At 71.7% G+C, this 26,192-nt stretch carries 22 protein-coding genes and 3 pseudogenes; 14 read left to right on the forward strand and 11 right to left on the reverse strand.

The window, feature by feature from the left end:
* Positions 1 to 2 precede the first annotated feature (2 nt).
* The 7 genes and pseudogenes from Sfulv_RS24365 to Sfulv_RS24395 all read left to right on the forward strand — a co-directional run bounded on the left by Sfulv_RS24365 (position 3) and on the right by Sfulv_RS24395 (position 7,758).
* On the forward strand, positions 3 to 431 hold the full coding sequence (locus Sfulv_RS24365) for a hypothetical protein (protein WP_173316643.1): 429 nt from the start codon (positions 3 to 5) through the stop codon (positions 429 to 431).
* Positions 428 to 1,093, forward strand: coding sequence for a M15 family metallopeptidase domain-containing protein (locus Sfulv_RS24370; RefSeq protein ID WP_173316644.1), 666 nt, complete (start codon positions 428 to 430; stop codon positions 1,091 to 1,093). The genes Sfulv_RS24365 and Sfulv_RS24370 overlap by 4 nt, the downstream gene beginning before the upstream one ends.
* 314 nt (positions 1,094 to 1,407) lie before the next feature.
* Complete coding sequence (locus Sfulv_RS24375) at positions 1,408 to 3,243, forward strand: gamma-glutamyltransferase family protein (protein ID WP_173316645.1); 1,836 nt, start codon at positions 1,408 to 1,410, stop codon at positions 3,241 to 3,243.
* A gap of 45 nt (positions 3,244 to 3,288) precedes the next feature.
* Complete coding sequence (locus Sfulv_RS24380; RefSeq protein ID WP_173316646.1) at positions 3,289 to 4,152, forward strand: inositol monophosphatase family protein; 864 nt, start codon at positions 3,289 to 3,291, stop codon at positions 4,150 to 4,152.
* A 77-nt stretch (positions 4,153 to 4,229) separates the two neighbouring features.
* A pseudogene (locus Sfulv_RS24385) lies at positions 4,230 to 5,644 on the forward strand (phytoene desaturase family protein).
* Positions 5,645 to 5,757: 113 nt separating this feature from the next.
* Positions 5,758 to 7,229: pseudogene (locus Sfulv_RS24390) on the forward strand (AlkA N-terminal domain-containing protein).
* Positions 7,230 to 7,239: 10 nt separating this feature from the next.
* Positions 7,240 to 7,758 carry a methylated-DNA--[protein]-cysteine S-methyltransferase gene (locus Sfulv_RS24395; RefSeq protein ID WP_173316647.1) on the forward strand — a complete coding sequence of 173 codons (519 nt, stop codon included), beginning with the start codon at positions 7,240 to 7,242 and terminating at the stop codon, positions 7,756 to 7,758.
* Positions 7,759 to 7,811: 53 nt separating this feature from the next.
* On the opposite strand, the gene Sfulv_RS24400 is transcribed toward Sfulv_RS24395, so the two are convergent.
* On the reverse strand, positions 7,812 to 8,396 hold the full coding sequence (locus Sfulv_RS24400; protein ID WP_173316648.1) for a TMEM165/GDT1 family protein: 585 nt from the start codon (positions 8,394 to 8,396) through the stop codon (positions 7,812 to 7,814).
* 336 nt (positions 8,397 to 8,732) lie between these two features.
* Here Sfulv_RS24400 and Sfulv_RS24405 point away from each other — a divergent pair, with 336 nt between their 5' ends.
* Positions 8,733 to 9,146: a (2Fe-2S) ferredoxin domain-containing protein gene (locus tag Sfulv_RS24405; protein WP_173316649.1), complete on the forward strand. Its 414-nt coding sequence runs from the start codon at positions 8,733 to 8,735 to the stop codon at positions 9,144 to 9,146.
* Between the two features lie 9 nt (positions 9,147 to 9,155).
* Here the strand turns inward: Sfulv_RS24405 and Sfulv_RS24410 are convergent, their stop codons facing one another.
* Positions 9,156 to 9,650 (reverse strand): NUDIX domain-containing protein, encoded by a 495-nt coding sequence (locus Sfulv_RS24410; RefSeq protein WP_173316650.1) that lies wholly within the window; start codon positions 9,648 to 9,650, stop codon positions 9,156 to 9,158.
* A gap of 133 nt (positions 9,651 to 9,783) precedes the next feature.
* On the opposite strand from Sfulv_RS24410, the gene Sfulv_RS24415 reads away from it, so the two are divergent.
* Positions 9,784 to 10,899, forward strand: coding sequence for a glycerate kinase (locus tag Sfulv_RS24415; RefSeq protein WP_173318189.1), 1,116 nt, complete (start codon positions 9,784 to 9,786; stop codon positions 10,897 to 10,899).
* A gap of 125 nt (positions 10,900 to 11,024) precedes the next feature.
* Here Sfulv_RS24415 and Sfulv_RS24420 read toward each other — a convergent pair whose 3' ends face one another.
* Positions 11,025 to 11,765 (reverse strand): PucR family transcriptional regulator, encoded by a 741-nt coding sequence (locus Sfulv_RS24420; protein ID WP_173316651.1) that lies wholly within the window; start codon positions 11,763 to 11,765, stop codon positions 11,025 to 11,027.
* Between the two features lie 295 nt (positions 11,766 to 12,060).
* Here Sfulv_RS24420 and Sfulv_RS24425 point away from each other — a divergent pair, with 295 nt between their 5' ends.
* The 5 genes from Sfulv_RS24425 to Sfulv_RS24445 are packed head-to-tail and all read left to right on the forward strand — an operon-like array spanning position 12,061 to position 16,912.
* On the forward strand, positions 12,061 to 12,858 hold the full coding sequence (locus tag Sfulv_RS24425) for an ABC transporter ATP-binding protein (protein WP_173316652.1): 798 nt from the start codon (positions 12,061 to 12,063) through the stop codon (positions 12,856 to 12,858).
* Positions 12,846 to 13,658 (forward strand): ABC transporter ATP-binding protein, encoded by an 813-nt coding sequence (locus Sfulv_RS24430; RefSeq protein WP_173316653.1) that lies wholly within the window; start codon positions 12,846 to 12,848, stop codon positions 13,656 to 13,658. The genes Sfulv_RS24425 and Sfulv_RS24430 overlap by 13 nt, the downstream gene beginning before the upstream one ends.
* Entirely contained in the window at positions 13,655 to 14,545 is an 891-nt protein-coding gene (locus Sfulv_RS24435) for a branched-chain amino acid ABC transporter permease (protein ID WP_173316654.1), read from the forward strand. The genes Sfulv_RS24430 and Sfulv_RS24435 overlap by 4 nt, the downstream gene beginning before the upstream one ends.
* A complete protein-coding gene (locus Sfulv_RS24440) occupies positions 14,538 to 15,665 on the forward strand; it encodes a branched-chain amino acid ABC transporter permease (protein ID WP_371874703.1) in 1,128 nt (375 codons plus the stop codon). Before Sfulv_RS24435 ends, Sfulv_RS24440 begins: the two co-directional genes overlap by 8 nt.
* The gene (locus Sfulv_RS24445; protein ID WP_173316655.1) at positions 15,662 to 16,912 is read left to right on the forward strand and encodes an ABC transporter substrate-binding protein; all 1,251 of its coding nucleotides are present in this window, start codon (positions 15,662 to 15,664) and stop codon (positions 16,910 to 16,912) included. The genes Sfulv_RS24440 and Sfulv_RS24445 overlap by 4 nt, the downstream gene beginning before the upstream one ends.
* Before the next feature lie 312 nt (positions 16,913 to 17,224).
* Here the strand turns inward: Sfulv_RS24445 and pssA are convergent, their stop codons facing one another.
* The 8 genes and pseudogenes from pssA to Sfulv_RS24485 all read right to left on the reverse strand — a co-directional run bounded on the left by pssA (position 17,225) and on the right by Sfulv_RS24485 (position 26,093).
* Entirely contained in the window at positions 17,225 to 18,079 is an 855-nt protein-coding gene (pssA, locus tag Sfulv_RS24450) for a CDP-diacylglycerol--serine O-phosphatidyltransferase (protein WP_173316656.1), read from the reverse strand.
* Positions 18,066 to 18,713, reverse strand: a complete 648-nt coding sequence (locus Sfulv_RS24455) for a phosphatidylserine decarboxylase (RefSeq protein ID WP_173316657.1) — start codon at positions 18,711 to 18,713, stop codon at positions 18,066 to 18,068. The genes pssA and Sfulv_RS24455 overlap by 14 nt, the downstream gene beginning before the upstream one ends.
* A gap of 180 nt (positions 18,714 to 18,893) precedes the next feature.
* Positions 18,894 to 20,099, reverse strand: coding sequence for an acyl-CoA dehydrogenase family protein (locus Sfulv_RS24460; RefSeq protein WP_173316658.1), 1,206 nt, complete (start codon positions 20,097 to 20,099; stop codon positions 18,894 to 18,896).
* Between the two features lie 27 nt (positions 20,100 to 20,126).
* Positions 20,127 to 20,630: a MaoC family dehydratase gene (locus Sfulv_RS24465; RefSeq protein ID WP_173318193.1), complete on the reverse strand. Its 504-nt coding sequence runs from the start codon at positions 20,628 to 20,630 to the stop codon at positions 20,127 to 20,129.
* A gap of 10 nt (positions 20,631 to 20,640) precedes the next feature.
* Positions 20,641 to 21,597, reverse strand: a pseudogene (locus tag Sfulv_RS24470) (HpcH/HpaI aldolase/citrate lyase family protein); the annotation flags it as partial.
* On the reverse strand, positions 21,594 to 23,606 hold the full coding sequence (locus Sfulv_RS24475) for an ethylmalonyl-CoA mutase (protein ID WP_173316659.1): 2,013 nt from the start codon (positions 23,604 to 23,606) through the stop codon (positions 21,594 to 21,596). The pseudogene Sfulv_RS24470 and the gene Sfulv_RS24475, both read right to left, overlap by 4 nt.
* A gap of 1 nt (position 23,607) precedes the next feature.
* Positions 23,608 to 24,945, reverse strand: a complete 1,338-nt coding sequence (gene ccrA, locus Sfulv_RS24480) for a crotonyl-CoA carboxylase/reductase (RefSeq protein ID WP_173316660.1) — start codon at positions 24,943 to 24,945, stop codon at positions 23,608 to 23,610.
* Positions 24,946 to 25,301: 356 nt separating this feature from the next.
* Positions 25,302 to 26,093: a GNAT family N-acetyltransferase gene (locus Sfulv_RS24485; RefSeq protein WP_173316661.1), complete on the reverse strand. Its 792-nt coding sequence runs from the start codon at positions 26,091 to 26,093 to the stop codon at positions 25,302 to 25,304.
* Between the last annotated feature and the right edge of the window lie 99 nt (positions 26,094 to 26,192).

Below are 26,192 nucleotides of genomic sequence, written 5' to 3' on the forward strand. Positions count from 1 at the left end.
ACATGGGTCTCATCCTCCTCGCGCTGCTTCTCCTGCTCCTGGCCGGCCCCGGGCTGTGGTTCTGGGGCCGGTCGCTGGCCACCGGAAGGTGGCGGCAGAGCGCCGGCTGGTTCGCCGGGACGGCGGTGCTGCTCCTCGTGGCGACCGGGACCACCTACCTGGTGGGCTCCATGGCCGGGACATCGCTGGACCCCGAGGAGTCGTGCCACGCCGTCGGGCAGAACTACGACAGGGCGTACATCAGGGAGCACTTCGAGGAGCAGACCCGGTGGTTCCCGCTGCGCGACGCCTGCAACGCCGACCACGACCTGGTCCCGGTCTGGGTGAATCCGGCCCTGGTCGCACTCCCCACACTGGCCGTCGCCTCCCTGGTGTACTCCGCGAGGCCGGCCCTTCGTCATCGACAACGCACCAAGAAGGATACGCAGTGACCGAATTGACCAGGCGTCACATCATAGGCGCCACCGCCGGCCTGGCCGGCGCCGCAGCCATCGGGTCGCTGGGCGCGACACCCGCCCTGGCGGCGGACGCCCCGGCCAGGACGTGGACCGGGAGCCGGTCCGCCAACGGCTGGGAGATCCTCGCCGAGGCGGCGTCGTACGGCATCGAGGGCAGCGGACGTTCCGTCCGCCTGGCCGGTGGCGACGCGGCCACGATCCTGCTGCACGTGGCGCGCCGCTTCCACTACGAGATCGACGAGCTCCGGGCGGACGACGTGCGCGGCCACCGCACCTCCAGGAAGGTGCGGGAGTCCTACGAGTCGAACCACCTGTCGGGTACGGCGATCGAGATCAGGCGGCCGGTCTATCCACTCGGCTCCAAGGGCAACTTCTACGAGCAGGAGCTCGTGGTGATCCGCGACATCCTCGTGGAGCTCGACGGGGCGGTCGCGTGGGGAGGCGACTTCGCGACGCCCAAGGAGTCCCACTTCGAGATCGCTCTGAAGCCCGGCCACCCCAAGATCAAGGGAGTCGCCCGGAAGATCGAGGGGTGGAACGCCGGGACCGGCCGTGAAGGAGCGGGCTCCGTCGACGCCTTCGCGCCCGACCGGCGAGAGAAGTCCCGTGCCTTCGCCCGCCGCACAGCCGGCTGAGCCGTCTCCCTGCGTGACAGCGGCCTTCATCGCCCGGTTGGCGGCGGTGAAGGCCGCTTGCTGTCCCTGCCACCCCATGACGCCGTCTCGACCCGCGCGGGAGGAGTCTCGTGGCAGGCGGAGGGGAATGCGGGACTCACCCTCGGCCACTTGGTGCCGGAGGCAGGGCAGAAGTGGAGCAGGGCGGTCGACAGCCTTCTGAGAACTCGACGGGGGAGACCCCGGCGCGAGCTCCCCGGATACTCCCCGGCATCCTTCCCGAGTGCCCGTCATCCCGGCCGGTACGCGTAGACAACAGCGAGGTGCGAGGCCCTGTGTTCACGACCCGACCGACCCTTCAGGGCACCTTCGGCATGGTGTCCTCCACCCACTGGCTCGCCTCGCAGTCCGCCATGGCCGTCCTGGAGGACGGCGGGAACGCCTTCGACGCGGCCGTGGCCGCCGGCTTCGTCCTGCACGTCGTCGAGCCGCACCTCAACGGCCCGGCCGGCGAGGTCCCGATCATCCTGGCGCCGAAGGACGGCGAGGTGGAGGTGGTGTGCGGCCAGGGCCCCGCCCCGGCGGGCGCGACCGCCGCCCACTACCGCTCCCTCGGGCTCGGCCTCGTCCCCGGCACGGGCCCGCTCGCCGCCGCGGTCCCCGGCGCGTTCGACGCCTGGATGCTGCTGCTGCGCGACCACGGAACGAAGAGCGTCGAGCAGGTCCTGCGGTACGCCATCGGGTACGCCGAGGACGGCCACGCACCCGTGGAGCGGGTCGGCCGGACCGTCGAGACCGTCCGTGAACTCTTCGAGACCCAGTGGCCCTCCTCCGCCGAGGTCTACCTCCCGGGCGGTGCCGCGCCCCAGCCGGGCGAGCTCTTCCGCAACCCCGCCCTCGCGGCCACCTGGCGACGCCTCATAGCCGAGGCCCGCGAGACCGGCGGCGATGACCGGGTCGCACAGATCGACGCCGCCCGGTCCGTCTGGCGCGAGGGCTTCATCGCCGAGGCCCTGGTCCGCCAGGCCGCCGTCCCCACCACGGACACCAGCGGCGAGCGCCACACCGGCACCCTCACCGCCGCCGACCTGGCCGGCTGGTCCGCCTCCTACGAGGCCCCCGTCACGTACGACTGGAACGGCTGGACGCTCGCCAAGGCCGGCGGCTGGAGCCAGGGCCCCGCCTTCCTCCAGCAGCTCGCCCTGCTCCCCGCCGAGCTGCCCGCCTACGGCTCGGCCGACTACGTGCACCTGCTCATCGAGGGCTGCAAGCTCGCCATGGCCGACCGGGAGGCGTGGTACGGCGACGCCGCCGACGTCCCCCTGGACGCCCTGCTCTCCGAGCCGTACAACACGGCCCGCCGCGCACTCGTCACCGCCACGGCCTCCTACGAGCTGCGCCCAGGAAGCCCCGGCGGTCGTGTCCCCGTCCTCAGCGGGCACGCCCGCGCCGTCGCCTCCGGCGAGGCGGGCTCCGACGCCCTGGGCGTCCCGGCGGCCGGCGCGGGTGAGCCGACCTTCGCCAGGGACGGCGCCGGGGAACCGGCCGTCCGCGCCGACGGCGCGACACGCGGCGACACCTGCCACCTCGACGTCGTGGACCGCTGGGGCAACATGGTCTCCGCCACCCCCAGCGGCGGCTGGCTCCAGTCCAACCCGGTCGTGCCAGAGCTGGGCTTCCCGCTCGGCACCCGCCTCCAGATGGCCTGGCTCGACGAGGGCCTGCCGAACACCCTCACCCCGGGCCGCCGCCCCCGCACCACCCTGACCCCGTCCCTCGCCCTGCGCGACGGCGTCCCCGTCATGGCGTTCGGCACACCCGGCGGCGACCAGCAGGACCAGTGGCAGGTGCACTTCTTCCTGGCTGTCGCCCTGCGCGCCGAGGTCCGCGGCGGCCTCGACCTCCAGGGCGCCGTCGACGCCCCGAACTGGCACAACGACAGCTTCCCCGGCTCCTTCTTCCCACGAGGCATGCGCCCCGGCAGCGTCACCGTCGAGGAGGGCATGGACCCCGCCGTCATCGCGGAGCTGCGCCGCCGCGGGCACGACGTCACGATCGGCGAGCCGTGGTCCGAGGGGCGCCTGTGCGCCGTCGCCCGCGGCCCGCGGACCGGAGTGCTGTCGGCGGCCGCCAACCCGCGCGGCATGCAGGGGTACGCGGTCGGCCGCTGACCGCCCGGCCGAGGCAACGCCGGCCGGCCGTGCTTAGCTGGAGACATGATCGATGACTTCCTCACCGAGAACGCTGAGAACGCCGGGAACGCCGGGAACGCCGGACACCTGACCCAGGTCGAGGCGGCGGTACGCGCAGCGGCCGCCGCCGAGATCATGCCGCGCTACCAGCAGCTCGCCTCCCACGAGATCATCGAGAAGAGCGGCCCGCACGACCTGGTCACCACTGCCGACCGCCGCGCCGAGGAGCACCTCACCGACTCCCTCACCCGGCTGCTCCCCGGCTCCGTCGTCGTCGGCGAGGAGGCCGTCCACACCGACCCACGCGTGTACGACGAGCTCGGCGGCGAAGCACCCGTGTGGATCGTCGACCCGGTCGACGGCACCCGGCAGTTCGTCCGCGGCGAACCGGGCTTCTGCACCCTGGTGGCCCTCGCCCACCACGGTGAGGTCCTCGCCTCCTGGACGTACGCCGCCGCGCTCGACGAGATGGCGATCGCGGTACGCGGCCGTGGCGCCACCCTGAACGGGAAGCCGCTGCACGCCGGCTCGCCCGCGCCCGGCGCCGTCCTGAAGGTGGCGATGTCCCACCCCGACTTCACTTCTGACGCCCAGAAGCGCGCCCTGCTGGGGCTGCGCACCGCAGGCATCGACGCCCGGCCCTGCGGGTCGGCGGGCCTGGAATACCTCGCCGTCGCCTGCGGCGCCCAGGACGCGATCGCGTTCAACTGGGAGTTCGCCTGGGACCACGCGGCGGGCCTGCTCCTGGTCACCGAGGCGGGCGGCGCGCAGTCCACGCTCTCCGGCGCCACGTTCCGTATCACCGGCGGCAACGACCTGCCCTTCACGGCGGCCCGCGACGAGACCACCAGGGACCGCGTTCTCGCGGCCCTGCGCACCGGGGCCTGACCAGGCCCCGCGCCCCTGGTGCCGGCGGCCCGGAATATCCTGGGTGCCCTGGCCCCCGGCTGACAAGGAGTCCCAAGGTGCCGTCGATGCTCGATGCAGTCGTCGTGGGGGCGGGGCCGAACGGACTCACCGCCGCGGTCGAGTTGGCCCGCAGGGGCTTCTCGGTGGAGGTGTTCGAGGCCCGGGACACGATCGGTGGCGGGGCCCGGACGGAAGAGCTCACCCTCCCGGGCTTCCGCCACGACCCGTGCTCGGCCGTGCATCCGCTCGGCATAGGGTCACCCGCCTTCCGGGCCATGCCGCTGGACCGCCACGGGCTGCGATGGCTCCAGCCCGAGCTGTCGCTCGCCCACCCCTTCCCGGACGGCTCCGCCGCCGTGCTCACCCGGTCGGTGGGCGAGAGCGCGATGTCACTGGGAGCGCGGGACGCGGGGGCCTACCGCCGTCTGGTCGCACCGCACATCGGGCACTGGGACACCCTGGCCGCCGACTTCCTGCGCACCCCCTGGGACGGGCTGCCCCGGGACCCGTACCGGCTCGCACGCTTCGGGCTGGTCGGCCTCCAGCCCGCCGGCTGGATCGCCCGCCGGTTCCACGGCCCCAGGGCGCGGGGTCTCATCGCCGGGCTCGCCGCCCACTCCATCGCTCCCACCAGCGGATTCGCCACCGGCGCCATCGCCCTCGTCTTCGCGCTCGCCGCCCACGAGAACGGCTGGCCCGTGCCGTACGGCGGCTCCCAGGCCATCTCCGACGCACTCGCCTCCTACCTGCGGGAGCTGGGCGGCACCATCCGCACCGGCACCGAGGTCAGGCGCCTGGACGAGCTGCCGCCCGCCCGTGCCTACGTCTTCGACACCTCGCCGACCGCCCTCGCCCGGATCGCGGGCCTCGGCAGCGCGTACCGCGGCTACCGGTACGGGGCCTCCACCTTCAAGATCGATTACGCGCTGTCCGGCCCGGTCCCCTGGACCGCGAAGGACGCCAGGCGGGCCGGCACCGTCCACATCGGACCCACCGAGGGAGAGATCGACAGCGCCCTGCGCGCCGCGGTCGGCGGCCGTGACCCCGATGTCCCCTTCCTGATCACCGCTCAGCCCTCCCTCGTCGACCCGTCCCGGGCACCGGAGGGCCGCCACGTCTTCTGGGTGTACGGGCATGTGCCCGCGGGCTGGAAGGGGGACGCCACCGAGGTCATCGAGCGGCAGCTCGAACGCTTCGCGCCCGGTTTCCGCGACCTGGTCCTCGCCCGAGCCGTCGCGGGACCCCCGAACTCGCCGCCCGCAACGCCAACTACGTGGGCGGTGACATCGCCTGCGGTGCCTTCTCCGGTCTCCAGACGCTGATCCGCCCCAAACTGGCCCGCGTGCCGTACGCCACCGCGCACCCGGCGGTCTTCCTCTGTTCATCGGCCACCCCGCCCGGGCCGGGCGTGCACGGCATGTCGGGGCACCACGCGGCGAAGGCGGTCTGGCGGCGACTGCGGAACAGCTGAACCCCGGCCTCCGCCCCCGTCCGGTGCCGGCCGATCCGGGGGGCCCTGGCAGGCGAAGGCTGATGTCGGATTTCCGCCAGCCCCAGGGTCCCCGTGTGCTCCATCCTTGGACCATGCACACCGACACCGAGCGCTGCGTGCGGGCCGTCCAGTCGAAGGACGCCCGCTTCGACGGATGGTTCTTCACGGCGGTCGTGACCACCCGGATCTACTGCCGCCCCAGCTGCCCCGTCGTGCCGCCCAAGGTCGAGAACATGACCTTCCTGCCCAGTGCCGCCGCCTGCCAGCAGGCCGGATTCCGCGCCTGCAAGCGGTGCCGTCCCGACACCAGTCCCGGCTCCCCGCAGTGGAACGCCCGCGCCGACTCCGTCGCCCGCGCCATGCGCCTCATCGCGGACGGGGTCGTCGACCGGGAGGGTGTGACCGGACTCGCCGCCCGCCTCGGCTACTCCGCCCGGCAGATCGAGCGCCAACTGCTCGCCGAGCTCGGTGCGGGGCCCCTGGCCCTGGCCCGTTCACAGCGCGCCCAGACGGCCCGGCTGCTCATCGAGACCACCGGACTCCCCATGGCGGACGTGGCGTTCGCCGCCGGGTTCGCCTCTGTCCGCACCTTCAACGACACCGTCCGCGAGGTCTTCGCGCTCGCCCCCGGCGAACTGCGGACCCGCGCCGCCCGGGGAGCGGGCCTGCCACGACACCCGGCGTCATCGCGCTGCGCCTCCCGTACCGCGCCCCGCTCAACCCCAGCAACCTCTTCGGCCACCTCGCCGCGACCGCGGTACCCGGCGTCGAGGAGTGGCGCGACGGCGCCTACCGCCGCACGCTGACCCTCCCGCACGGACACGGCATCGTCTCCCTCGCACCCGGCCCCGACCACATCACCTGCCGGCTCCTGCTCACCGACCCGCGCGACCTCACCCGGGCCATCAGCCGCTGCCGGTGGCTGCTCGACCTGGACGCCGACCCGGTCGCCGTCGACGCCCAGCTGCGCGCCGATCCGCTGCTCGCCCCCCTCGTCGACAAGGCCCCAGGACGCCGGGTTCCGCGTACCGTCGACGGCGCGGAGTTCGCGGTACGGGCGGTTCTCGGCCAGCAGGTGTCGACGGCCGCCGCCCGCACCCACGCCGCCCGGCTCGTCACCGCCCACGGCACCCCCGTCCACGACCCCGAGGGCGGACTGACCCACCTCTTCCCCACCCCACAGGCGCTGGCCGGGCTCGACCCGGAGGCGCTGGCCCTGCCGCGCACCCGGCGCAGGACGCTCACCACCCTCGTGGCAGCCCTCGCCGACGGCACCCTGCGGCTGGGCATGGACACCGACTGGGAACGGGCCCGCGCCGAGCTGGCCGCGCTCCCCGGCTTCGGGCCGTGGACGGTCGAGGTGATCGCCATGCGGGCGCTCGGCGACCCGGACGCCTTCCTCCCCACCGACCTCGGGATCAGACGGGCGGCCGCACAGCTCGGTCTTCCCGCGACCCCCGCCGCGCTCACCGCACGCGCGGCCCGCTGGCGCCCCTGGCGGGCGTACGCCGTGCAGTACCTCTGGACCGTCGACGACCATCCGATCAACCACCTGCCCGGGTAAGGACACCCCCATGACAGCGACACACTTCGCGACCAGACAGCACACGGTCGTCGACAGCCCCTACGGGCCGCTCACCCTCGTCGCCACGGACGGAGTCCTGGCCGGCCTCTACATGGTCGGCCAGCGCCACCGTCCGCCGCAGGAGAGCTTCGGCACACCCGACCCCCGGCCCTTCGGGCCGGTCACCGAGCAGCTGGACGCCTACTTCGCGGGCGAGCTGCGCACCTTCGACCTCCCGATGACGCTGGCCGGCACCCCGTTCCAGCGCGCCGTCTGGGCCGAGCTGAACCGTATCCCGTACGGCGAGACCCGCTCGTACGGAGAGCTGGCCGACCTCCTCGGCAACCCCAGCGCCTCCCGCGCCGTTGGCCTCGCCAACGGCAAGAACCCCATCGGCATCATCGTCCCGTGCCACCGGGTCATCGGAGCGTCCGGCGGCCTCACCGGATACGGCGGCGGACTCGACCGCAAGCAGCGGCTGCTGGCCTTCGAGAGCGGAAGGGGGGCCGACACACCGGCCCTCTTCTGATCCCTGCCCGGGGCCCCTGGGAGAAGCCTCCCGGGGTGCCGCTCAGCCGGTGCTCAGCCGGTGAAGATCTCCACGGCCGACCAGACCGCGAGCCCCAGCATGCAGATCCCGCCGATCCGCTGCACCGTCCTCAGCGGCACCCGCCTGGCGATGAAACGACCCGCCAGGAGCGCCAGCGCCGAGACGGACATCAACGCGGCGGCCGCTCCGACCGCTGTCGGCCAGGGGCCGTTGCCCGCCGCGAGGTTGGCGGTGGTGATCTGGGTGAGGTCGCCCCACTCGCTGATGAAGACCGCCATGAAGGCCGTCGACCAGACCGGCCAGAAGCCGGTCACGGTTTTGCCGCCGGTGTCCTCGTCCCCGTCGCCGCCCCCGCCGCGCAGCAGCATGAACGCGCCGAAGGCGAAGAGCAGGGCCGAGACCAGCTCGACCGTCCAGTCGGGCAGCAGACCGATCAGCCCGCCCGCGCCGACGGCGATGGCGACGTGCACGAGGAACGCGGAGGACGTGCCGAACCAGACGTGGAGCGGGCGCATACGCGTGCCCATGGCCAGCGAAGCGAACATCGTCTTGTCGGGGAGCTCCGCGAGGAAGATCAGCCCGAAGGCGGTGAGGATCGCCAGGGGGTCGAGATGCATGCCGGGTGGCTTTCTGTGGGAACCGGGCCCCGGATCTTCACGAAGCGCCACTCGGGCTTCCGGAGGACCACTCGGCCCGGCATGACGTCGGCGCCCGCGGAGCGCGGGCGCGTCATACCTGACCGAAGGTCTCGCCCACCCGTAACGGTCTACGAGCCCGGCCACCGGGAACCCGGGGGCTCCAGCGTGTCGACGACCGGTTTGCGGGGCTACTCCCCTTCGCAGCCGTCAACGATACCCGATCCGGCCGGCAGTGGGGATCAGCTGTTCGACACGGGGGACGGCTCGGTACAGTCCCACCGTGATCGTCCGCGCCTCGACCGGAAGTGTTCCCCCATGAGCCGCCGCTCCCGCAAGGCCGCCCCCGAACCGGGCACGCCCCGCCCCACCGTCAGCGTCTGCCGGGGCTGCTGCTGCGGAACGGAGAAGATCCCCGGCGTCGACCACGCCGGACAGCTGCGCCGGCTCAAGGAGACGGCGGGCGGGGCCGCAACGGTGCGTGCCGTGGAGTGCCTGGACGCCTGCGAGCACGGCAACGTCATCGTCGTACAACCCTCGTCCGAGGGCCGCAGAGCGGGCGGCCGGCCGGTCTGGCTCGGGCTGGTCAACGATCCTGACGCGGTGGCCGACATCGCCACGTGGGTCGCCGGGGGCGGTCCCGGCCTGGCGGACGCGCCCGACATCCTCGACCTGTACGTGTTCCAGCCGTCGCGCCGCGTACAGGCGGAGCTGGAGCGCCCCGGCCGCTGAGACCCCGCTTCAGCCGGTGACGGGCCTGCCGTCCTCCAGCTCCACCGTGCCCGCCCCGGAGTCCAGCACCGCCAGGGCCGCCGCCACCCGCAGGCCGAGCGGGCCGGGCAGGCGGCGGCCGGTCTCCGCGGGCTCGACGAGTGCCCAGGACAGGAGCTCCTCCTCCTGGAGCCGGACCGTCGCGAGCTGCGCCTCCGTCAGTACGCCCCCGTCGTAGAGGTACGCGGCGATCGGCGGGCGCGCACTGCCGCGTGCCCAGTCGACGGCCAGCAGCCGCCCGGGCTCCAGGTCCAGGCCGATCTCCTCCGCCGTCTCGCGGCGCGCGGCCTGCCGCGGACTCTCGCCCGTGTCCGACTCCACCGTGCCGCCCGGCAGGGCCCAGCCCGCCCGGTAGTTGGGCTCCACGAGGAGGACGCGTCCGCGGTCGTCGCGGAACAGGGAGGCGGCGGCGGCCAGGACGCGGGGGAGGCCCGCGATGTACGTGGCGTAGTCAGTGGTGGTCACCGGGGCAGCGTAGTGCGGCGCGGAACCCGGTCGCTGGACAGCCATGGGCAGATCAGGGGTGGTGCGGATAGGGTCGGGGCGGCGCGACTGCCTGTTCGAAAGCAAGGGATGCAAGGTGACGGACGGAGCAGTGATCAAGACCGCCCGCGTGCTCGTCGCGGCGGACAAGTTCAAAGGCTCGCTCACGGCCGTACAGGTCGCGGAGCGGGTGACGGCCGGGCTGCGGCGCGCCGTCCCGGACGTGCGGGTCGAGACCCTGCCCGTCGCGGACGGGGGCGACGGCACGGTGGCGGCGGCCGTGGCCGCCGGATTCGAGCGCAGGGAGGCGCGGGTGACCGGGCCCCTCGGGGAGGCGGTCACGGCGGCGTACGCGCTGCGCGGGACCACCGCGGTGGTGGAGATGGCGGAGGCGTCCGGCCTCCAGCAGCTCCCGGACGGGGTGTTCGCCCCGCTGACGGCGACGACGTACGGCTCCGGCGAACTGCTGCAGGCCGCGCTCGACGCGGGCGCCCGCACCATCGTGTTCGGGGTCGGCGGCAGCGCGACCACGGACGGCGGCGCGGGCATGCTCGCCGCGCTGGGCGCGCGCTTCCTCGACGCGGACGGCAAGCCCCTCGGTCCCGGCGGCGGCGCCCTGGCGGAGCTGGCCGAGGCCGATCTCTCCGGGCTCGACCCGCGCCTCGCGGAGATCGACCTGATCCTGGCCAGCGACGTGGACAACCCGCTGACCGGGCCCAAGGGCGCACCCGAGGTGTACGGGCGGCAGAAGGGAGCGACCGAGGACGACATCGCGCACCTCGACGCGGCCCTCGCCCACTACGCGTCGGTCCTCGGCCCCGAGCACGCGGCGCTGCCCGGCGCGGGGGCAGCGGGTGGCATCGGGTACGGCGCCCTGGTGGCGCTCGGGGCCCGCTTCCGGCCCGGCATCGAGGTCATGCTCGACGTCCTCGGCTTCGCGCCCGCGCTGGCGCGGGCCACGCTCGTCATCACGGGGGAGGGCTCGCTCGACGAGCAGACCCTGCACGGCAAGGCCCCGGCGGGTGTCGCGGCGGCGGCGCGCGCGGCGGGCGTGGAGGTGGTCGCCGTGTGCGGACGCCTCGCACTCCCCCCGGAGGCCCTGGGCCGGGCGGGCATCCGCCGCGCCTACGCCCTGACGGAGCTGGAACCGGACCCGGAGGTGTGCATGGCGCAGGCGGGACCATTGCTGGAACGGGTGGCGGAGTCGATCGGCCACGACTTCCTGACCTGACCTGACCTGACCTGAACTGACCTGACGAGACGAGACGAGACGAGGAGCGGGGGCGGAGCCCCACGGCACGGGCTCCGCCCCCGCACCCCCGCTCCTCAATCGCCGGACGGGCTTGAAGTGGCCGGTCAAGCCCGTCCGGCCGGGCTGCCCGCCGCCGTCAGGCGGAACGCGTCCAGCGCCAGCGTCATCTCGATCAGCTCGCGCGGGCGCGACAACGACCGTGAGGTGAGCGCCTCCAACCGCCGCAAGCGGTTGAACACCGTGTTCCGGTGGCAGAACAGCCGCCCCGCCGCCCGCCCCGCCGACCCACCGCACTCCAGCCACGCGTCCAGCGTCTCCACGAGCAGGGCCCGCTCCGCCGGTTCCAGCGTCAGCAGCGGCCCGAACACCTCCGTGACCAGCCGGGCCGAGAGCTCCGGCTGACTCACCAGCAGCGCCGTCGTCAGCCGCTCCTCCAGACGCACGATCCGCGTCGAGCCCGCCACGCACGTCAGCAGCGCCGCCTCGGCCAGCCGCCGGGCCCGGTCCAGTTCGGCCAGCCCTTCCACCACCGGACTGATCCCGCCGGGCCCGCAGCACCGGGCCGTGAGCACCTCGGCCAGCTCGGCCGGACCCCGGTCACCCAGAGCGACCACGGCTATCTCGCGCTCCGCCCGCGTCCGCCACCAGAACCGCATGCCGCCCACGTCCAGGGCCGCCCGCACCGGCTCGTGACGACCGGCGCGGCGCAGCACCGCCACCGCGTACCGCCCGCGCTCCGGCAGCCCCAGCCCTCCGGCCACCCGCTCCGCGAGGCCAGGCGACACCCGGCCCTCCAGCAGCGCGTCGAGCAGTGCCCGGACCCGCTCGTCACTGCGCCGCTGCATGGTCTGCTCCCCGTTCCGCGGACACGTCGGGCTCTGCGGCCGCTCATGGCTGGTGAGGATGCCACCGGCCGGGGCGGGGCACCAGCGCACGGCGCCCCTCTGTGCGCGTGCACAACCGCGCCCTTCGCTCGCTGGTCACCCGCATCGTCTGGGCCGAACGGCGTGGACGCACGGCCCGCCCGGTGCTGGTCTGTGGCACCACACGCATGACAGCGCGACGCACCACACGACAAGAGCAAGACGAGACAAAGACAAGACGACGAGCAAGAACGACAAGGCGGAAGGAGGAGGACGCATGGCAACGCTAGAGATCCGCGCACTGTCCGTGGGCTACGGCCCGGTACGGGCCCTGCGCGACGTCTCCGTCGACGTGCCGGCCGGCGCGATCACCGCCGTACTCGGTGGCAACGGCGCCGGCAAGACCACGCTGCTGCGGGCCGTATCGCGGACCCTCGGCTTCCACCGCGGGACGGGCACTGGCACCATCCGCTTCGACGGCCAGGCCCTTGAGGGGCTGGGGCCCGCCCAGGTGGTGGCAGCGGGAGTGGTCCAGGTGCCGGAGGGGCGGCAGGTGTTCGCCCGGATGACGGTGGCCGACAACCTGCGGGCGGGCGCGCTCGGAGCCCGCGGCGGGCGCAAAGCCGTGGCGGCCGCGCTGACCCGCGTACACGAACTGTTCCCGGTGCTCGCCCAGCGCGCGCACCAGCGGGCCGGACTGCTGTCCGGCGGCGAGCAGCAGATGCTGGCCATGGGACGGGCGCTGATGGCCGGTCCCCGGCTGCTGCTGCTCGACGAACCGTCACTCGGCCTCGCGCCGCTGATGGCGCAGAAGATCGCCGAGACCGTGCAGGAGATCAACGCGGCCGGTACCTCGGTGATGCTCGTCGAACAGAACGCCTCCATCGCCCTGCGGCTCGCCACGACGGCGTACGTCCTGGACGTCGGCGAGGTCGCACTCGAAGGGCCGGCCGGTGAACTCGCCGCCTCCGACGAGGTACGCCGCCGCTACCTGGGCGTCGTCGACGAGACGGCGGCCGAGGACGCGGACCGGGCCGGCCGGGCCCCCCGCACCCTGAGCAGGTGGTCCGCGTGAGGACCGCACCCGCCACCACCGCGCCCACGACGGCACCGGCCGCGCTCGCCGTCCGGGACGTGACCGTACGGTTCGCCGGGCTCACCGCCCTCGACGCCGTCTCGTTCACCGTCGAACCGGGCAGCGTCCACGCCGTCATCGGCCCCAACGGGGCAGGCAAGTCGACCTGCTTCAACGTGCTCTCCGGCGTCTACCGGGCGACCTCCGGCACCGTGCACCTCGGCGACACCGAACTGACCGGCCGGGCCCCGCACCGGATCGCCGCACTCGGTGTGGCCCGCACCTTCCAGAATCTCGCGCTGCCGCCGCACGCCACGGTCGCCGAGAGCATGCTGCTCGGCAGGCACCGCCTCACGCGCTCGGGGTTCGTGTCCACCGGACTGTGGCTGCCCTCGGCCGCGCGCGAGGCCAGGCGCCACCTCCAACGGGTGCGGGAGATCGCCGAGTTCATCGGTCTGGAGAAGGAGCTGGACCACCCGGCGGGCGCCCTCCCGTACGGGAAGCAGAAGCTCGTCGAGCTCGGCCGCGCCCTGTGCATGGAACCGCAGGTCCTGCTCCTGGACGAGCCCGTCGCCGGAATGACCGCCGACGAACGGCGGCGCGTGGCGGCCGTGGTCGCCGGTGTACGCGACAGCCTCGGCATCTCCATCGTGCTGGTCGAGCACGACATGGGGGTGGTGATGCGGCTCGCGGACGCGGTGACCGTACTCGACTTCGGACGCAGGATCGCGGGCGGCACACCGGCCGAGGTCCAGAACGACCCGGCCGTCGTCCGGGCCTACTTGGGGGCACAGGAATGACCACCTTCATCGAACTCCTCCTCGGCGGCCTGTCCATCGGCTCGGTCTACGCGCTGATCGCGCTCGGCTTCGTCGTCATCTTCAAGGCCACCGAGGTCGTCAACTTCGCGCACGCCTCCCTGCTGCTGGCCGGCGGGTACGTCACCGCCGTGCTCCACGACGACATCGGCTTCTGGCCGGCGCTCGGCGTCGGCATCGCGGGCGCCGCGGTCGTCGGCGCCGGAGTCGAGTTCTTCGTCATGCGCCGCTACCGGGGCAGCGACCACAGCGTCCTGGCCATCGTCACCATCGGCGTGGACATCATCCTCGTCACCGAACTCACCCGGCGCATGGGCACCGACGTCATGGCGCTCGGCGACCCGTGGGGCGATGACGTCGTCACCATCGGCGGCGTCACGCTCGCCGAGACGCGCATCGCCGCGTTCCTCGTCGCGGGACTCCTCATCACGGTGTTCCTGCTGGCGTTCCGGTTCACCTCCTGGGGCGTGTCCATGCGGGCCGCGGCCGAGAACCCGCAGACCGCGGCGCTCATGGGCATCAAGCTCGGCCGGGTCTCCCTCTCCGCCTGGGCGGTCGCGGGAGCCCTCGCCGCCGTCGCCGCGCTCTTCCTGACGGTGTTCCCGACGCCGGGACTCGAACGCGCCACCTCGCTCGCCGCGCTCAAGGCGTTCCCCGCCGCGATCCTCGGCGGCCTGGACTCGACGACGGGCGCGCTGGCCGGCGGACTCATCGTCGGCGTCACCGAATCACTGGCCACCGGCTACCAGAGCGACCTGTCCTTCCTGGGACGCGGCATCGGGGACCTCGCGCCCTACCTGGTGATGGTGATCGTCCTGCTCGTCCGGCCGGCGGGACTCTTCGGCACGAAGGAGCTCGCCCGTGTCTGACACCGTCGAAACCGCCACGGCGGCCCCCGGGACCCCGCCGGAGAAGACGCCCGCGCCGGCCGGCGCCCTCGAACGGCTGCGCCGGCCCCGTACGTACCTCTGGCTCGTCGGCTCTGTCCTGCTCCTCGCGTTCCCGTTCTACCTGGACCGCTTCTGGCTCCAGGCGGGACTCTTCGCGATGGCCGCCGCGATCGGCGCCATCGGCATCAACCTGCTCACCGGCGCCACCGGCCAGCTCTCCATGGGACACGCCTTCTTCCTCGCCGTGGGGGCGTACAGCTACTGCGTTCTGGCGGGGGAGAGCAGCACCGAGAACGGACACGCGCTCACCGGCCTCGGCCTGCCCACCTGGCTCGCGGCGATCCTCGCCGTGCTCCTCGCGGGCGTGGCCGGCGGAGTCTTCAGCCCCATCGCCGGCCGGCTGCGGGGCGCCTACCTCGGCATCGCCACGCTCGCCCTGATCTTCATCGGCCAGCACGTGCTGTTCAACGCGGGCTCCCTCACCGGCGGCTTCAACGGCCGCCCGGTGCCGCCGCTCTCGGTCTTCGGGTTCACCTTCGACGACACCGAGGTCCTCGTCGCTGCCGTCCCCTTCCAGTCCTCCGAGAAACTCTGGTACGTGGCGCTGCTCGCACTCCTCCTCAGCGGGCTCTTCGCCCGCGGGGTGCTGCGCGGCAGGCCGGGGCGGGCGCTCAACGCGATCCGTGACCACCGGATCGCCGCGGGAGTGATGGGCGTACCGGTGGCCCGCTACCGGGCCGGTGTCTTCGTCCTCTCCTCGATGTACGCGGGTCTCGCGGGCGTCCTGCTCGCGCTGGTCTTCCAGCGGACCGTGCCGGAGTACTTCGGCATGATCCTGTCCCTCGAGTACCTCGCCATGATCGTCATCGGCGGGCTCGGCAGCGTCGCGGGAGCCGTCGTCGGCGCCGCCTTCGTCTCGCTGATGCCGCAGGTGCTCACCCACTACAGCGACTCCCTCCCCCTGGTCTCCGCCCCGGGTACGGGCGGTCTCGCACCGGGTGAGGCATCGCGCTACCTGTACGGCGCCGCGGTGGTCGCGGTGGTCCTGTTCCTGCCCGGCGGCCTGACGCGTCTGAAGAAACCAGGGGAGAAGAAATGAAACTGCGAGTGATCCCGGCCGTATGCGCGGCCCTCACCCTCACGCTCGTGGGTTGCAGCGGAAAGGCCGCGGACAACAGCGGCGACAAGCAGGACAAGAGCGGAGTGAAGACCGGCGAGGGAGTCAGCGCCTCGACCATCACGCTCGGCGCCCTGACCGACATGACGGGCGTCTACGCCTCGCTCGGCAAGAGCGTCACCCAGGCCCAGCAGCTGTGGGCGAAGCAGACCAACGCCGCGGGCGGCATCTGTGACCGCAAGGTCGCGCTGACGGTCCGCGACCACGGTTACGACCCGCAGAAGGCCATCGCCGCCTACACCGAACTGGAACCCGACGTGCTGGGCTTCACCCAGTTCATCGGTTCCCCGTTCGTCGCGGCAGTCGAGCAGCGCATCGACACGCAGGACAAGGGCCTCGTCCTGCCGCAGGCGTGGTCGGCGAACCTGCTCGGCTCCGAGTACGTCCGCGTCATCGGCGCCACCTACGACGTCGAGACGATCAACATGATCGACTACCTGCTCGCCGAGAAGCGCATCGCCGAAGGCGACAAGGTCGGTCACGTCTACTTCGAGGGCGACTACGGCGAGAACGCCCTGACCGGCTCGGAGTACGCGGCCGAGCAGGCGGGCCTCACCATCGTCGAGCAGAAGATCAAGCCGACGGACAACGACATGACGGCCCAGGTCTCCGCGCTCAAGCAGGCGGGCGTCAAGGCCGTCGTCATCAGCGCCGGCCCGCGCCAGGCGGCCTCCCTGGTCGGTGTGGCGGCGGCCACCGGCTTCGACGTCCCGGTCATCGGCAACAACTCGGCGTTCGCCCCGCAGCTCCTCAAGACCCAGGCGGGCCCGGCCCTGCTCAAGGACTACTACATCGCCTCCTCCACCCTGCCGATCGGCGACCCGGCCGCCGGCCCGGCGAAGCTCGCCAAGGAGTACGCGGCCCAGTACCCCAAGGACGGCCTCGACAACGGCGTCGTCGCGGGATACTCGGCGGCGTCCGTCTACGGCGAGGCGCTGAAGAAGGCGTGCGAGGCCAAGGAACTCACCCGCGAGGGCGTCGACAAGGCGCTGCTCACCCTCACCGCGTACGACCACGGCTTCGGGATCACGCACGACTTCTCGGACCCGGCGGCGCCCTCCACGCGCCAGAGCGCCATCATGAAGCCGGACGCCGCGGCCCCCGGCGGGCTGAAGGTGGTCCGCCCGGCGGCGGCGGCCCCGGCCGCCGAATCGTTCACGGTGAAGTAGCCGGGAACGGACCCGAGGCGCTGAAGCGCTGACCGCGCGGCCCCTGAACGGGCCCGGCCCACCGGCCGGGCCCGTTCAGCCGTTCCCGCCCGCCGCGCGGCCTCCCGGGCCGTGGAGCGGCGCGAGGGGCCGCTCCACGGCCCGGGAGGCCCCGCCCCCGCCCTGCCCCGCCCCAGCGGCCCTGGAGGCCGCCCGGGCGCCTGCACACCTGCCACCCGCGCACCCCGCACACGGCACGCAGAGGGGCCCGGACACCTGGGGAGGTGTCCGGGCCCCTCTGTATGCGTCGTCGTGCGTGAGCCGCGTCAGGAGCTACGGCAGCTGAGCCGCGCGCGCCTCGCGCCGGTTGCCACGGAAGGTGTTCACCCGGCGTGCCGTCGCGAACAGCGGGATCACCGCGCCCATCACGACCTGCAGCGCGCAGCCCGTCTGGAGGAGCAGCTGACCGCCCGGGGCGTCGAAGGCCCAAGCGGCGAGGAGTCCCATCGCGGCCACGATCCAGCCGAGCATCGCCACCGCGAGCACGCCCCGCGGCTTGGGGTACTCGACCCGGCTGACCATCAGCCACGCCACGCCGACGATGGCGAGCAGCGTTGGCACGAAGGGCAGCTCCAGGAGCACGATCGAGACGACCGTGAGCGCCCCGAAGGGGCTCGGCATGCCCTGGAACATGCCGTCCTTCAGGGTCACGCAGGAGAATCTCGCCAGCCGCAGGACCACCGCCAGCAGCACCACGATCGCCGCCAGCGCCGAAACCCGCTGCTGGGCGTCGTCCGCGACCATGCCGTAGACCAGCACGAAGTACGCCGGAGCGAGTCCGAAGCTGATCAGGTCGGAGAGGTTGTCCAGCTCCGCGCCCATCGGCGAGGAGCGCAGCTTGCGCGCCACCAGCCCGTCGCAGAGGTCGAAGATCGCCGCCAGCAGCATGAGGATCACGGCGGTGGCGGCGGAGTTCCGCGCCATGCCGCTCTCGTTGCTGCCCGTGAGGTGCGGGATGAGGATGCCTGTGGTGGTGAAGTACACCGCCATGAATCCGCACGTGGCGTTACCCAGCGTGAGGGTGTCCGCTATCGACAGCCTCATCGACAGAGGCATGTCCTCGACGTCGTCCTCATCGGCCGCCTCGGGAACCCAGTCGGCTTGGGCATCAGGATCAATCACGGTCAATTCGAGTCACCCCCGCGGTGGTGGCCTGGCCGACCTCGACCGCGACATCGATACCTTCCGGAAGGTAGATGTCCACACGCGAGCCGAAGCGGATCAGGCCGATACGTTCGCCCTGCTCGACCTTCGTGCCCTGCGGGAGGTACGGAACGATACGACGGGCGACCGCTCCCGCGATCTGCACCATCTCGATGTCACCGAGCTCGGTGTCGAAGTGCCAGACAACGCGCTCGTTGTTCTCGCTCTCCTTGTTGAACGCCGGAACGAACCCGCCCGGGATGTGCTCGACGGATGTCACCGTGCCCGCCAGCGGTGCGCGGTTGACGTGCACGTTCAGCGGGCTCATGAAGATCGCGACGCGGGTGCGCCCGTCCTTCCACGGCATGATGCTCTGCACCACGCCGTCGGCCGGGGAGATGACCCGGCCCTCGGTGATCTCGCGCTCGGGGTCGCGGAAGAACCAGAGCATGCCCGCCGCGAGCGCGGTGGTGGGCACGGCCACTGCGGCCCAGCGCCCGGACGTGCGCGCCCGGGAGAGGCTGAGAGCCGCGGTGGCGAGGGTCGGCAGGAGCCACGGCGAAGCTCCGCGGGCGATGCGGACGCCGCCGCGTGATGCGGAGGTATGGCTGTCGGGCATGGATGACCTTCGTAGCGGATGATGCCGCGCAGGCAACGGGGGACGGCGGCTTTTCCGGCGATGCTATCGGTTGCGGGCCACAACTGGGCAAGCCAGCAGTCGAGTCGAACCGCCCACGGGCACCGGCCCAGGATCACAGGGTGTGATGTTCTTCGCGGCAAAATCACCCCGAAAGGGACATCAGCCCTGCAACCGGTACTCCTCCAGGAGTCGGCGCCCGATGATCATTTTCTGGATCTCGGCGGTACCTTCGCCGATCAGCAGCATCGGCGCCTCCCGGTAGAGGCGCTCGATCTCGTACTCCTTGGAGAAGCCGTAACCGCCATGGATACGGAAGGCGTCCTCGACGACTTCCTTGCAGTACTCGGAGGCGAGGTACTTCGCCATCCCTGCCTCCAGGTCGTTTCGTTCCCCGGAGTCCTTTTTACGTGCCGCATTCACCATCATCGCATGAGCGGCTTCGACCTTGGTGGCCATTTCGGCCAGTTTGAACTGGATGGCCTGGTGCTGGGCGATCGGCTTTCCGAACGTCTGGCGCTGCTGGGCGTACGAAACACCCAGCTCAAAAGCACGCTGTGCCACCCCACAGCCACGTGCGGCCACATTGACCCGGCCGACCTCCACGCCGTCCATCATCTGGTAGAAGCCCCGGCCGGTGGCGCCGCCGAGTACACGATTGGCCGGAATACGTAGGCCGTCCATGATGAGTTCGGTCGTATCGACGCCCTTGTAGCCCATCTTGTCGATCTTCCCCGGGATGGTCAGGCCCGGCCGGACCTCGCCGAAGCCCGGCTCCTTCTCCACGAGGAAGGCCGTCATCGACTTGTGCGGGGCCGTGCCCTCGGGGTGGCCTTCGTCACTGCGGCACAGGACCGCGACCAGGTTGGCGGTGCCGCCGTTCGTCAGCCACATCTTCTGGCCGTCGAGGACGTACTCGTCGCCGTCCCGTACGCCCTTGGAGGTGATCGCGGAGACGTCCGAGCCGAGCGCCGGCTCGGACATCGAGAACGCGCCCCGGACCTCGCCCAGCGCCATGCGCGGAAGGAACGTGTCCTTCTGCTCCTGGGTTCCGTGCTGCTTGAGCATGTACGCCACGATGAAATGCGTGTTGATGATTCCCGAGACGCTCATCCAGCCGCGCGCGATCTCCTCCACGCACAGCGCGTATGTGAGAAGCGACTCACCCAGGCCCCCGTACTCCTCGGGGATCATCAGCCCGAACAGGCCGAGTTCCTTGAGACCCTCGACGATCTCCGTCGGGTACTCGTCGCGGTGCTCCAGCCCGGTCGCGACCGGAATGATCTCCTTGTCGACGAAATCCCGCACGGTCGAGAGGATTTCCTGCTGGATGTCGGTCAGACCGGCGGTCTGGGCGAGTCGCGTCATGACTGCTTCTCCTGTGGCTTCACGCGGTCAGTTGGAGGGGACGGGGCGGCCGGGCTGCTCTCCGCCGCGCTCCTTGGTGTACGTCTCGGTGGGGACCATGACCTTGCGGCGGAAGACGCAGACGACGGTGCCGTCCTGCTTGTAGCCCCTGGTCTCGACGTACACGATCCCGCGGTCGCTCCGGGACTTCGACGGCGTCTTGTCCAGGACCGTCGTCTCGCCGTAGACCGTGTCCCCGTGGAAGGTCGGCGCGATGTGCTTGAGCGACTCCACCTCCAGGTTCGCGATCGCCTTGCCCGACACGTCCGGCACCGACATGCCGAGCAGCAGCGAGTAGACGTAGTTCCCGACGACGACGTTCCTGCCGAAGTCGGTCGTCTTCTCGGCGTAGTTGCTGTCCAGGTGGAGCGGGTGGTGATTCATGGTCAGCAGACAGAAGAGGTGGTCGTCGTATTCCGTGACCGTCTTCCCGGGCCAGTGCTTGTAGACGGCACCGACTTCGAACTCCTCGAAAGTGCGTCCGAACTGCATGATCAGGCCCCGGTGCTTCGAACTTGGAGGTGCGCCGCATTCCCGCGGCACGGCCCTTGCCCGCGATGACCAGCGCCATCTTGCGGCTGGCCTCGTCGATCATCTCGTCGCCGAGCATCGCCGAGCCCTTCTTGCCGCCCTCCTCGGATGTGCACCAGTCATAGGCGTCGAGGATCAGCTCGGCGTGGTCGTAGTCCTCCTGCGCGGGCGAGAACACCTCGTTGGCCGCGTCGACCTGACCGGGGTGCAGCACCCACTTGCCGTCGAACCCCAGCGCCGCCGCCCGGCCCGCGACCTCGCGGTACGCGTCCACGTCACGGATCTGGAGGAAGGGGCCGTCGATCGCCTGGAGGTCGTGCGTACGGGCCGCCATCAGGATGCGCATCAGGATGTAGTGGTACGCGTCCGCGCCGTAGCCGGGCGGCTGCTGGCCGACGACCAGTGTCTTCATGTTGATCGAGGCCATGAAGTCGGCCGGGCCGAAGATCAGGGTCTCCAGACGCGGCGACGCGCCGGCGATGTCGTCGATGTTCACCAGGCCCCTGGCGTTCTCGATCTGCGCCTCGATGCCGATCTTCCCGACCTCGAAGCCCATCGTCTTCTCGATCTGCGTCAGCAGCAGGTCCAGCGCGACGACCTGCTGGGCGTCCTGGACCTTGGGCAGCATGATGCAGTCGAGGTTGGGGCCCGCGCCCTCGACGACGGCGATGACATCGCGGTACGTCCAGTGCGTGGTCCAGTCGTTGACCCGCACGACCCGGGTCTTGCCCGTCCAGTCGCCGTTGTTCAGCGCGTCGACGATGTGCCCGCGGGCGCCCTCCTTGGCGAGCGGCGCGACGGCGTCCTCCAGGTCCAGGAAGACCTGGTCGGCCGGGAGGCCCTGGGCCTTCTCCAGGAACCGCGGGTTCGAGCCGGGCACGGCCAGGCAGGAGCGGCGCGGACGCAGACGGTTCACGGGCGTGGTCATGCGGGGACCTCCAGAGGATCGAGCTTGTTCGCTTTGCGGATCTCGTCGACGATACGGCCGATGATCTCCGTGATGCCGAAGTCCTTCGGGGTGAAGACGGCGGCGACGCCGGCTCCGATCAGGGCGGCCGCGTCGGCGGGCGGGATGATGCCGCCCGCGATCACCGGGATGTCCGTCGCGCCGGCCTCGCGCAGCCGGTGCAGCACGTCCGGCACCAGCTCGGCGTGCGAACCGGACAGGATCGAGAGACCCACGCAGTGCACGTCCTCGGCGACGGCCGCGGAGACGATCTGCTCGGGCGTCAGCCTGATGCCCTGGTAGACCACCTCGAATCCGGCGTCCCTGGCCCGCACGGCGATCTGCTCGGCGCCGTTGGAGTGCCCGTCCAGCCCCGGCTTGCCGACCAGCAGGCGCAGCCGGCCGGTGCCCAGGTCCTCGGCGGTACGGGCGGCCTTCTCGCGGACCGCGGCGAGCGGCGTACCCGCGTCGGCCGACACCGCGACCGGGGCCGAGGAGACACCGGTCGGGGCACGGAACTCGCCGAAGACATCGCGCAGGGCCCAGGACCACTCGCCGGTCGTGACGCCCGCACGGGCGCACGCCACGGTCGCCTCCATCAGGTTCTCGGTGCCGGCCGCGGCCTTCTTCAGCGCGGCGAGCGCCTCGGCGGCCCGTGCCTCGTCGCGGTTGGCGCGCCACTCGTGGAGCGCGGCGACGACCCCGGCCTCGTTCTCCGGATCGACCGTCATGACGGCGGCGTCCAGGTCGGCCGTGAGCGGGCTGGGCTCCGTCGTCCCGTAGATGTTGACGCCGACGATCTTCTCCTCGCCGCTCTCGATCCTGGCCCGCCGTGCGGCGTGCGAGGAGACCAGCTCGGACTTGAGGTAGCCGGACTCGACGGCGGCCATGGCGCCGCCCATCGCCTCGATGCGGTCCATCTCGGCGAGCGACTCGGTGACCAGGGACTCCACCGTGGCCTCGATGACGTGCGATCCGGCGAAGATGTCCTCGTACTCCAGCAGATCGCTCTCGTGCGCGAGGACCTGCTGGATGCGCAGGGACCACTGCTGGTCCCAGGGCCGGGGGAGCCCCAGCGCCTCGTTCCAGGCGGGCAGCTGGACGGCGCGGGCGCGGGCGTCCTTGGACAGGGTGACGGCCAGCATCTCCAGCACGATCCGCTGGACGTTGTTCTCCGGCTGCGCCTCGGTCAGCCCCAGCGAGTTGACCTGTACCCCGTAACGGAAGCGCCGCTGCCTGGCGTCCTGGATTCCGTACCGCTCGCGCGTCACCTGGTCCCAGATGCGGCCGAACGCCCGCATCTTGCACATCTCCTCGATGAAGCGGACTCCCGCGTTCACGAAGAAGGAGATCCGGGCGACCACGTCGCCGAACTTCTCCGGAGGCACCTGTCCGGAGTCGCGGACCGCGTCGAGGACCGCGACGGCCGTCGACATGGCGTACGCGATCTCCTGGACCGGCGTGGCTCCCGCCTCCTGGAGGTGGTAGCTGCAGATGTTGATCGGGTTCCACTTCGGGATGCGGCCGACCGTGTACGTGATCATGTCGGTCGTCAGCCGCAGGGAGGGGACCGGCGGGAACACGTGCGTCCCGCGCGAGAGGTACTCCTTGACGATGTCGTTCTGTGTCGTGCCCTGGAGCTTGCCCGGGTCGGCCCCCTGCTCCTCGGCGACCACCTGGTAGAGCGCCAGCAGCCACATCGCGGTGGCGTTGATCGTCATGGAGGTGTTCATCTGCTCCAGGGGGATGTCCTGGAACAGCCGGCGCATGTCGCCGAGGTGCGAGACGGGCACGCCGACCCGGCCCACCTCGCCGCGGGCGAGCACGTGGTCGGGGTCGTACCCCGTCTGCGTCGGCAGGTCGAAGGCGACCGACAGGCCCGTCTGGCCCTTGGCGAGGTTGCGCCGGTAGAGCTCGTTGGACGCCTCGGCCGTCGAGTGGCCCGCGTACGTCCGCATGAGCCACGGGCGGTCCTTCCGACGGCCGCTCATCTCAGACATCCCGGAATCGGTTGATGGCCTCGATGTGCTGCTCGCGCATCTCCTGGTCGTGCACGCCGAGCCCCTCGCGGGGCGCCAGGGCGAGCACGCCGACCTTGCCCTGGTGGAGGTTGCGGTGCACGTCGTACGCGGCCTGGCCGGTGTCCTCCAGGGAGTAGACCTTGGAGAGCGTCGGGTGGATCTTGCCCTTGGCGACCAGGCGGTTGGCCTCCCACGCCTCGCGGTAGTTGGCGAAGTGCGAGCCCACGATCCTCTTCAGCGACATCCACAGGTAGCGGTTGTCGTACTCGTGGTTGTAGCCGGAGGTCGAGGCGCAGGTGACGATCGTGCCGCCCTTGCGGGTCACGTACACACTCGCGCCGAACGTCTCGCGGCCCGGGTGCTCGAAGACGATGTCCACGTCCTCGCCGCCGGTCAGCTCCCGGATGCGCTTGCCGAACCGCTTCCACTCGCGGGGGTCCTGGTGGTGCTCGTCCTTCCAGAACCTGTAGTCCTCGGCGTTGCGGTCGATGATCGCGTCCGCGCCCATCTTCCGGCAGATGTCCGCCTTCTGGTCGCTGGAGACGACGCAGATCGGGTTGGCGCCGCCGGCCAGCGCGAACTGCGTGGCGTACGAGCCGAGTCCACCGCTCGCGCCCCAGATCAGCACGTTGTCGCCCTGCTTCATACCGGCGCCGTTGCGCGAGACGAGCTGGCGGTAGGCGGTGGAGTTGACCAGCCCGGGGGCGGCGGCCTCCTCCCAGCTGAGGTGCCGCGGCTTCGGCATCAGCTGGTTGGACTTGACGAGTGCGATCTCCGCGAGCCCGCCGAAGTTGGTCTCGAACCCCCAGATGCGCTGCTCGGGGTCGAGCATCGTGTCGTTGTGGCCGTCGGAGGACTCCAGCTCGACCGAGAGGCAGTGCGCGACGACCTCGTCACCCGGGCGCCAGGCGTTCACGCCAGGGCCGGTGCGCAGCACGACGCCCGCCAGGTCCGAGCCGATGACGTGGTACGGGAGGTCGTGGCGCTTGCTGAGGTCGCTGAGCTTGCCGTACCGCTCCAGGAAGCCGAAGGTCGAGACGGGCTCGAAGATCGAGGTCCACACGGAGTTGTAGTTGACCGAGCTGGCCATGACCGCCACCAGTGCCTCGCCCGGGCCGAGCTCGGGCACCGGCACCTCGTCGAGGTGCAGGGACTTCCGGGGGTCCTTGTCGCGGCCGGCGACTCCGGCGAACATCTCGGCGTCGTCCTTGTGCACGGTCACCGCGCGGTACGACTCGGGGACGGACAGGGCCGCGAAGTCCGCGGCTGTGCTGTCCTGCGACTGGATCGCGTCCAGGATTTCCTTCACGGTGTGCCTCCGGCGGAGCGGCGTCGAGGGATCGCTCGGCGGTCCCTGGAATCGAAGTGGGTGCGGTGCGGTGTGGAGGTGTGCCGTCGGTTCGGCGGGTGGGGCTTCGGCCTGCTCTGTGGAGCAGAGGATGTGCCTGTGACGCAGGCGTCCGGGCGCACGGACACGTGGTCCGCGGGGACAGCCGGCGTACGTGAGGTCCCGGCACGCCGGCCGCCCGGACACCTTCAACGTATGGCACTCCGTGACACGTGACAAGGCACCCAGTGCCAACAATTTCTCTCACTTGTCATCCGCAGGGCACGCATGAGCAATACCATGGGCGTTACGGCCTGGTCTGTCCTGCCGACGAGCGGTCAGCGCGCGGGGCGGTACACGTACGGCGTCGTCGTACTCAGCTCCGAGAAACCCAGCCGGCGCAGGATCGGGGCCGACTGGTCCGTGGCGTCGACCATGAGATGGCGGTACCCCCGCCCGGCGGCGATCCGGGCCCGGTGCGCGATGAGCGCGCGGTAGATCCCCTTGCCGCGCCAGGGCGCCACCGTCCCGCCGCCCCACAGCCCCGCGAACCCCGTCCCCGGGCAGAGCTCCATCCGGGCCGAACTCACCGGCTCGTCGCCCGCCATCGCCACCACCCCCACGAAGCTGTCCGGGTCCTCCCGGAGCCGGGCCAGCACCTGGTGGCCGAGCCGCGACCAGTCCGTGCCGAACGCCATCTCATGGGCCCGGCCCATCAGCGCCACCCCGGCCGCGTCGGTCACCGTCCGCAGCTCGACGCCCTCCGGCAGCACGACGGCGGTCGGCAGGCCCGCCACCGGGGCGACCAGCAGGGTCTCCGGCGGTTCTGGTACGAAACCGGCGGCCCGCAGCCGGTCCGGCAGGTCTGCGGGCCGGTCGTGGGCGTACAGCTTCCACTCGAACTCGCCATGGCGGAGCGAGGTGAAGTACGCGATCTGCTCCGCGATCGCCGCGTCCGCCCGCGCCGGGCCGAGGACGGGGGAGGACCACACGACCCCGTTCCAGTCGTCGGCCGCACCGACCTGGCGTACGACGTCACCCGCCCGCTCGACCCGTACCCCGGGACCGTCCGGGCGGGCGTTCTCGCGCATCTCGTGGTCGAAGAGGGTCAGCAGTGGAGTGGGTCGCATCCGGTCACCCGACCACGCGCCCCTCCGGCGCGCAACGGGGTTTCCGTGCCCCCGGCCCCCGCGTCGATGCCGCGCGCCGGGGCAGGTGGCAGAGCGAGT

This window comes from Streptomyces fulvorobeus (genome assembly GCF_013167895.1).
GTDB classification, from domain to species: Bacteria; Actinomycetota; Actinomycetes; order Streptomycetales; family Streptomycetaceae; genus Streptomyces; species Streptomyces fulvorobeus.

Bases quoted from the DNA above. Each gene is read 5' to 3' on its own strand.
- Sfulv_RS24365 (WP_173316643.1), top strand. From the start codon at position 3: ATGGGTCTCATCCTCCTCGCGCTGCTTCTCCTGCTCCTGGCCGGCCCC.
- Sfulv_RS24465 (WP_173318193.1), bottom strand. From the start codon at position 20,630: ATGCAGTTCGGACGCACTTTCGAGGAGTTCGAAGTCGGTGCCGTCTAC.
- Sfulv_RS24400 (WP_173316648.1), bottom strand. From the start codon at position 8,396: ATGCATCTCGACCCCCTGGCGATCCTCACCGCCTTCGGGCTGATCTTC.
- Sfulv_RS24425 (WP_173316652.1), top strand. From the start codon at position 12,061: ATGGCAACGCTAGAGATCCGCGCACTGTCCGTGGGCTACGGCCCGGTA.
- Sfulv_RS24445 (WP_173316655.1), top strand. From the start codon at position 15,662: ATGAAACTGCGAGTGATCCCGGCCGTATGCGCGGCCCTCACCCTCACG.
- Sfulv_RS24405 (WP_173316649.1), top strand. From the start codon at position 8,733: ATGAGCCGCCGCTCCCGCAAGGCCGCCCCCGAACCGGGCACGCCCCGC.
- Sfulv_RS24475 (WP_173316659.1), bottom strand. From the start codon at position 23,606: ATGAGCGGCCGTCGGAAGGACCGCCCGTGGCTCATGCGGACGTACGCG.
- Sfulv_RS24460 (WP_173316658.1), bottom strand. From the start codon at position 20,099: ATGACGCGACTCGCCCAGACCGCCGGTCTGACCGACATCCAGCAGGAA.
- Sfulv_RS24395 (WP_173316647.1), top strand. From the start codon at position 7,240: ATGACAGCGACACACTTCGCGACCAGACAGCACACGGTCGTCGACAGC.
- Sfulv_RS24435 (WP_173316654.1), top strand. From the start codon at position 13,655: ATGACCACCTTCATCGAACTCCTCCTCGGCGGCCTGTCCATCGGCTCG.
- Sfulv_RS24380 (WP_173316646.1), top strand. From the start codon at position 3,289: ATGATCGATGACTTCCTCACCGAGAACGCTGAGAACGCCGGGAACGCC.
- Sfulv_RS24420 (WP_173316651.1), bottom strand. From the start codon at position 11,765: ATGCAGCGGCGCAGTGACGAGCGGGTCCGGGCACTGCTCGACGCGCTG.
- Sfulv_RS24455 (WP_173316657.1), bottom strand. From the start codon at position 18,713: ATGCCCGACAGCCATACCTCCGCATCACGCGGCGGCGTCCGCATCGCC.
- Sfulv_RS24485 (WP_173316661.1), bottom strand. From the start codon at position 26,093: ATGCGACCCACTCCACTGCTGACCCTCTTCGACCACGAGATGCGCGAG.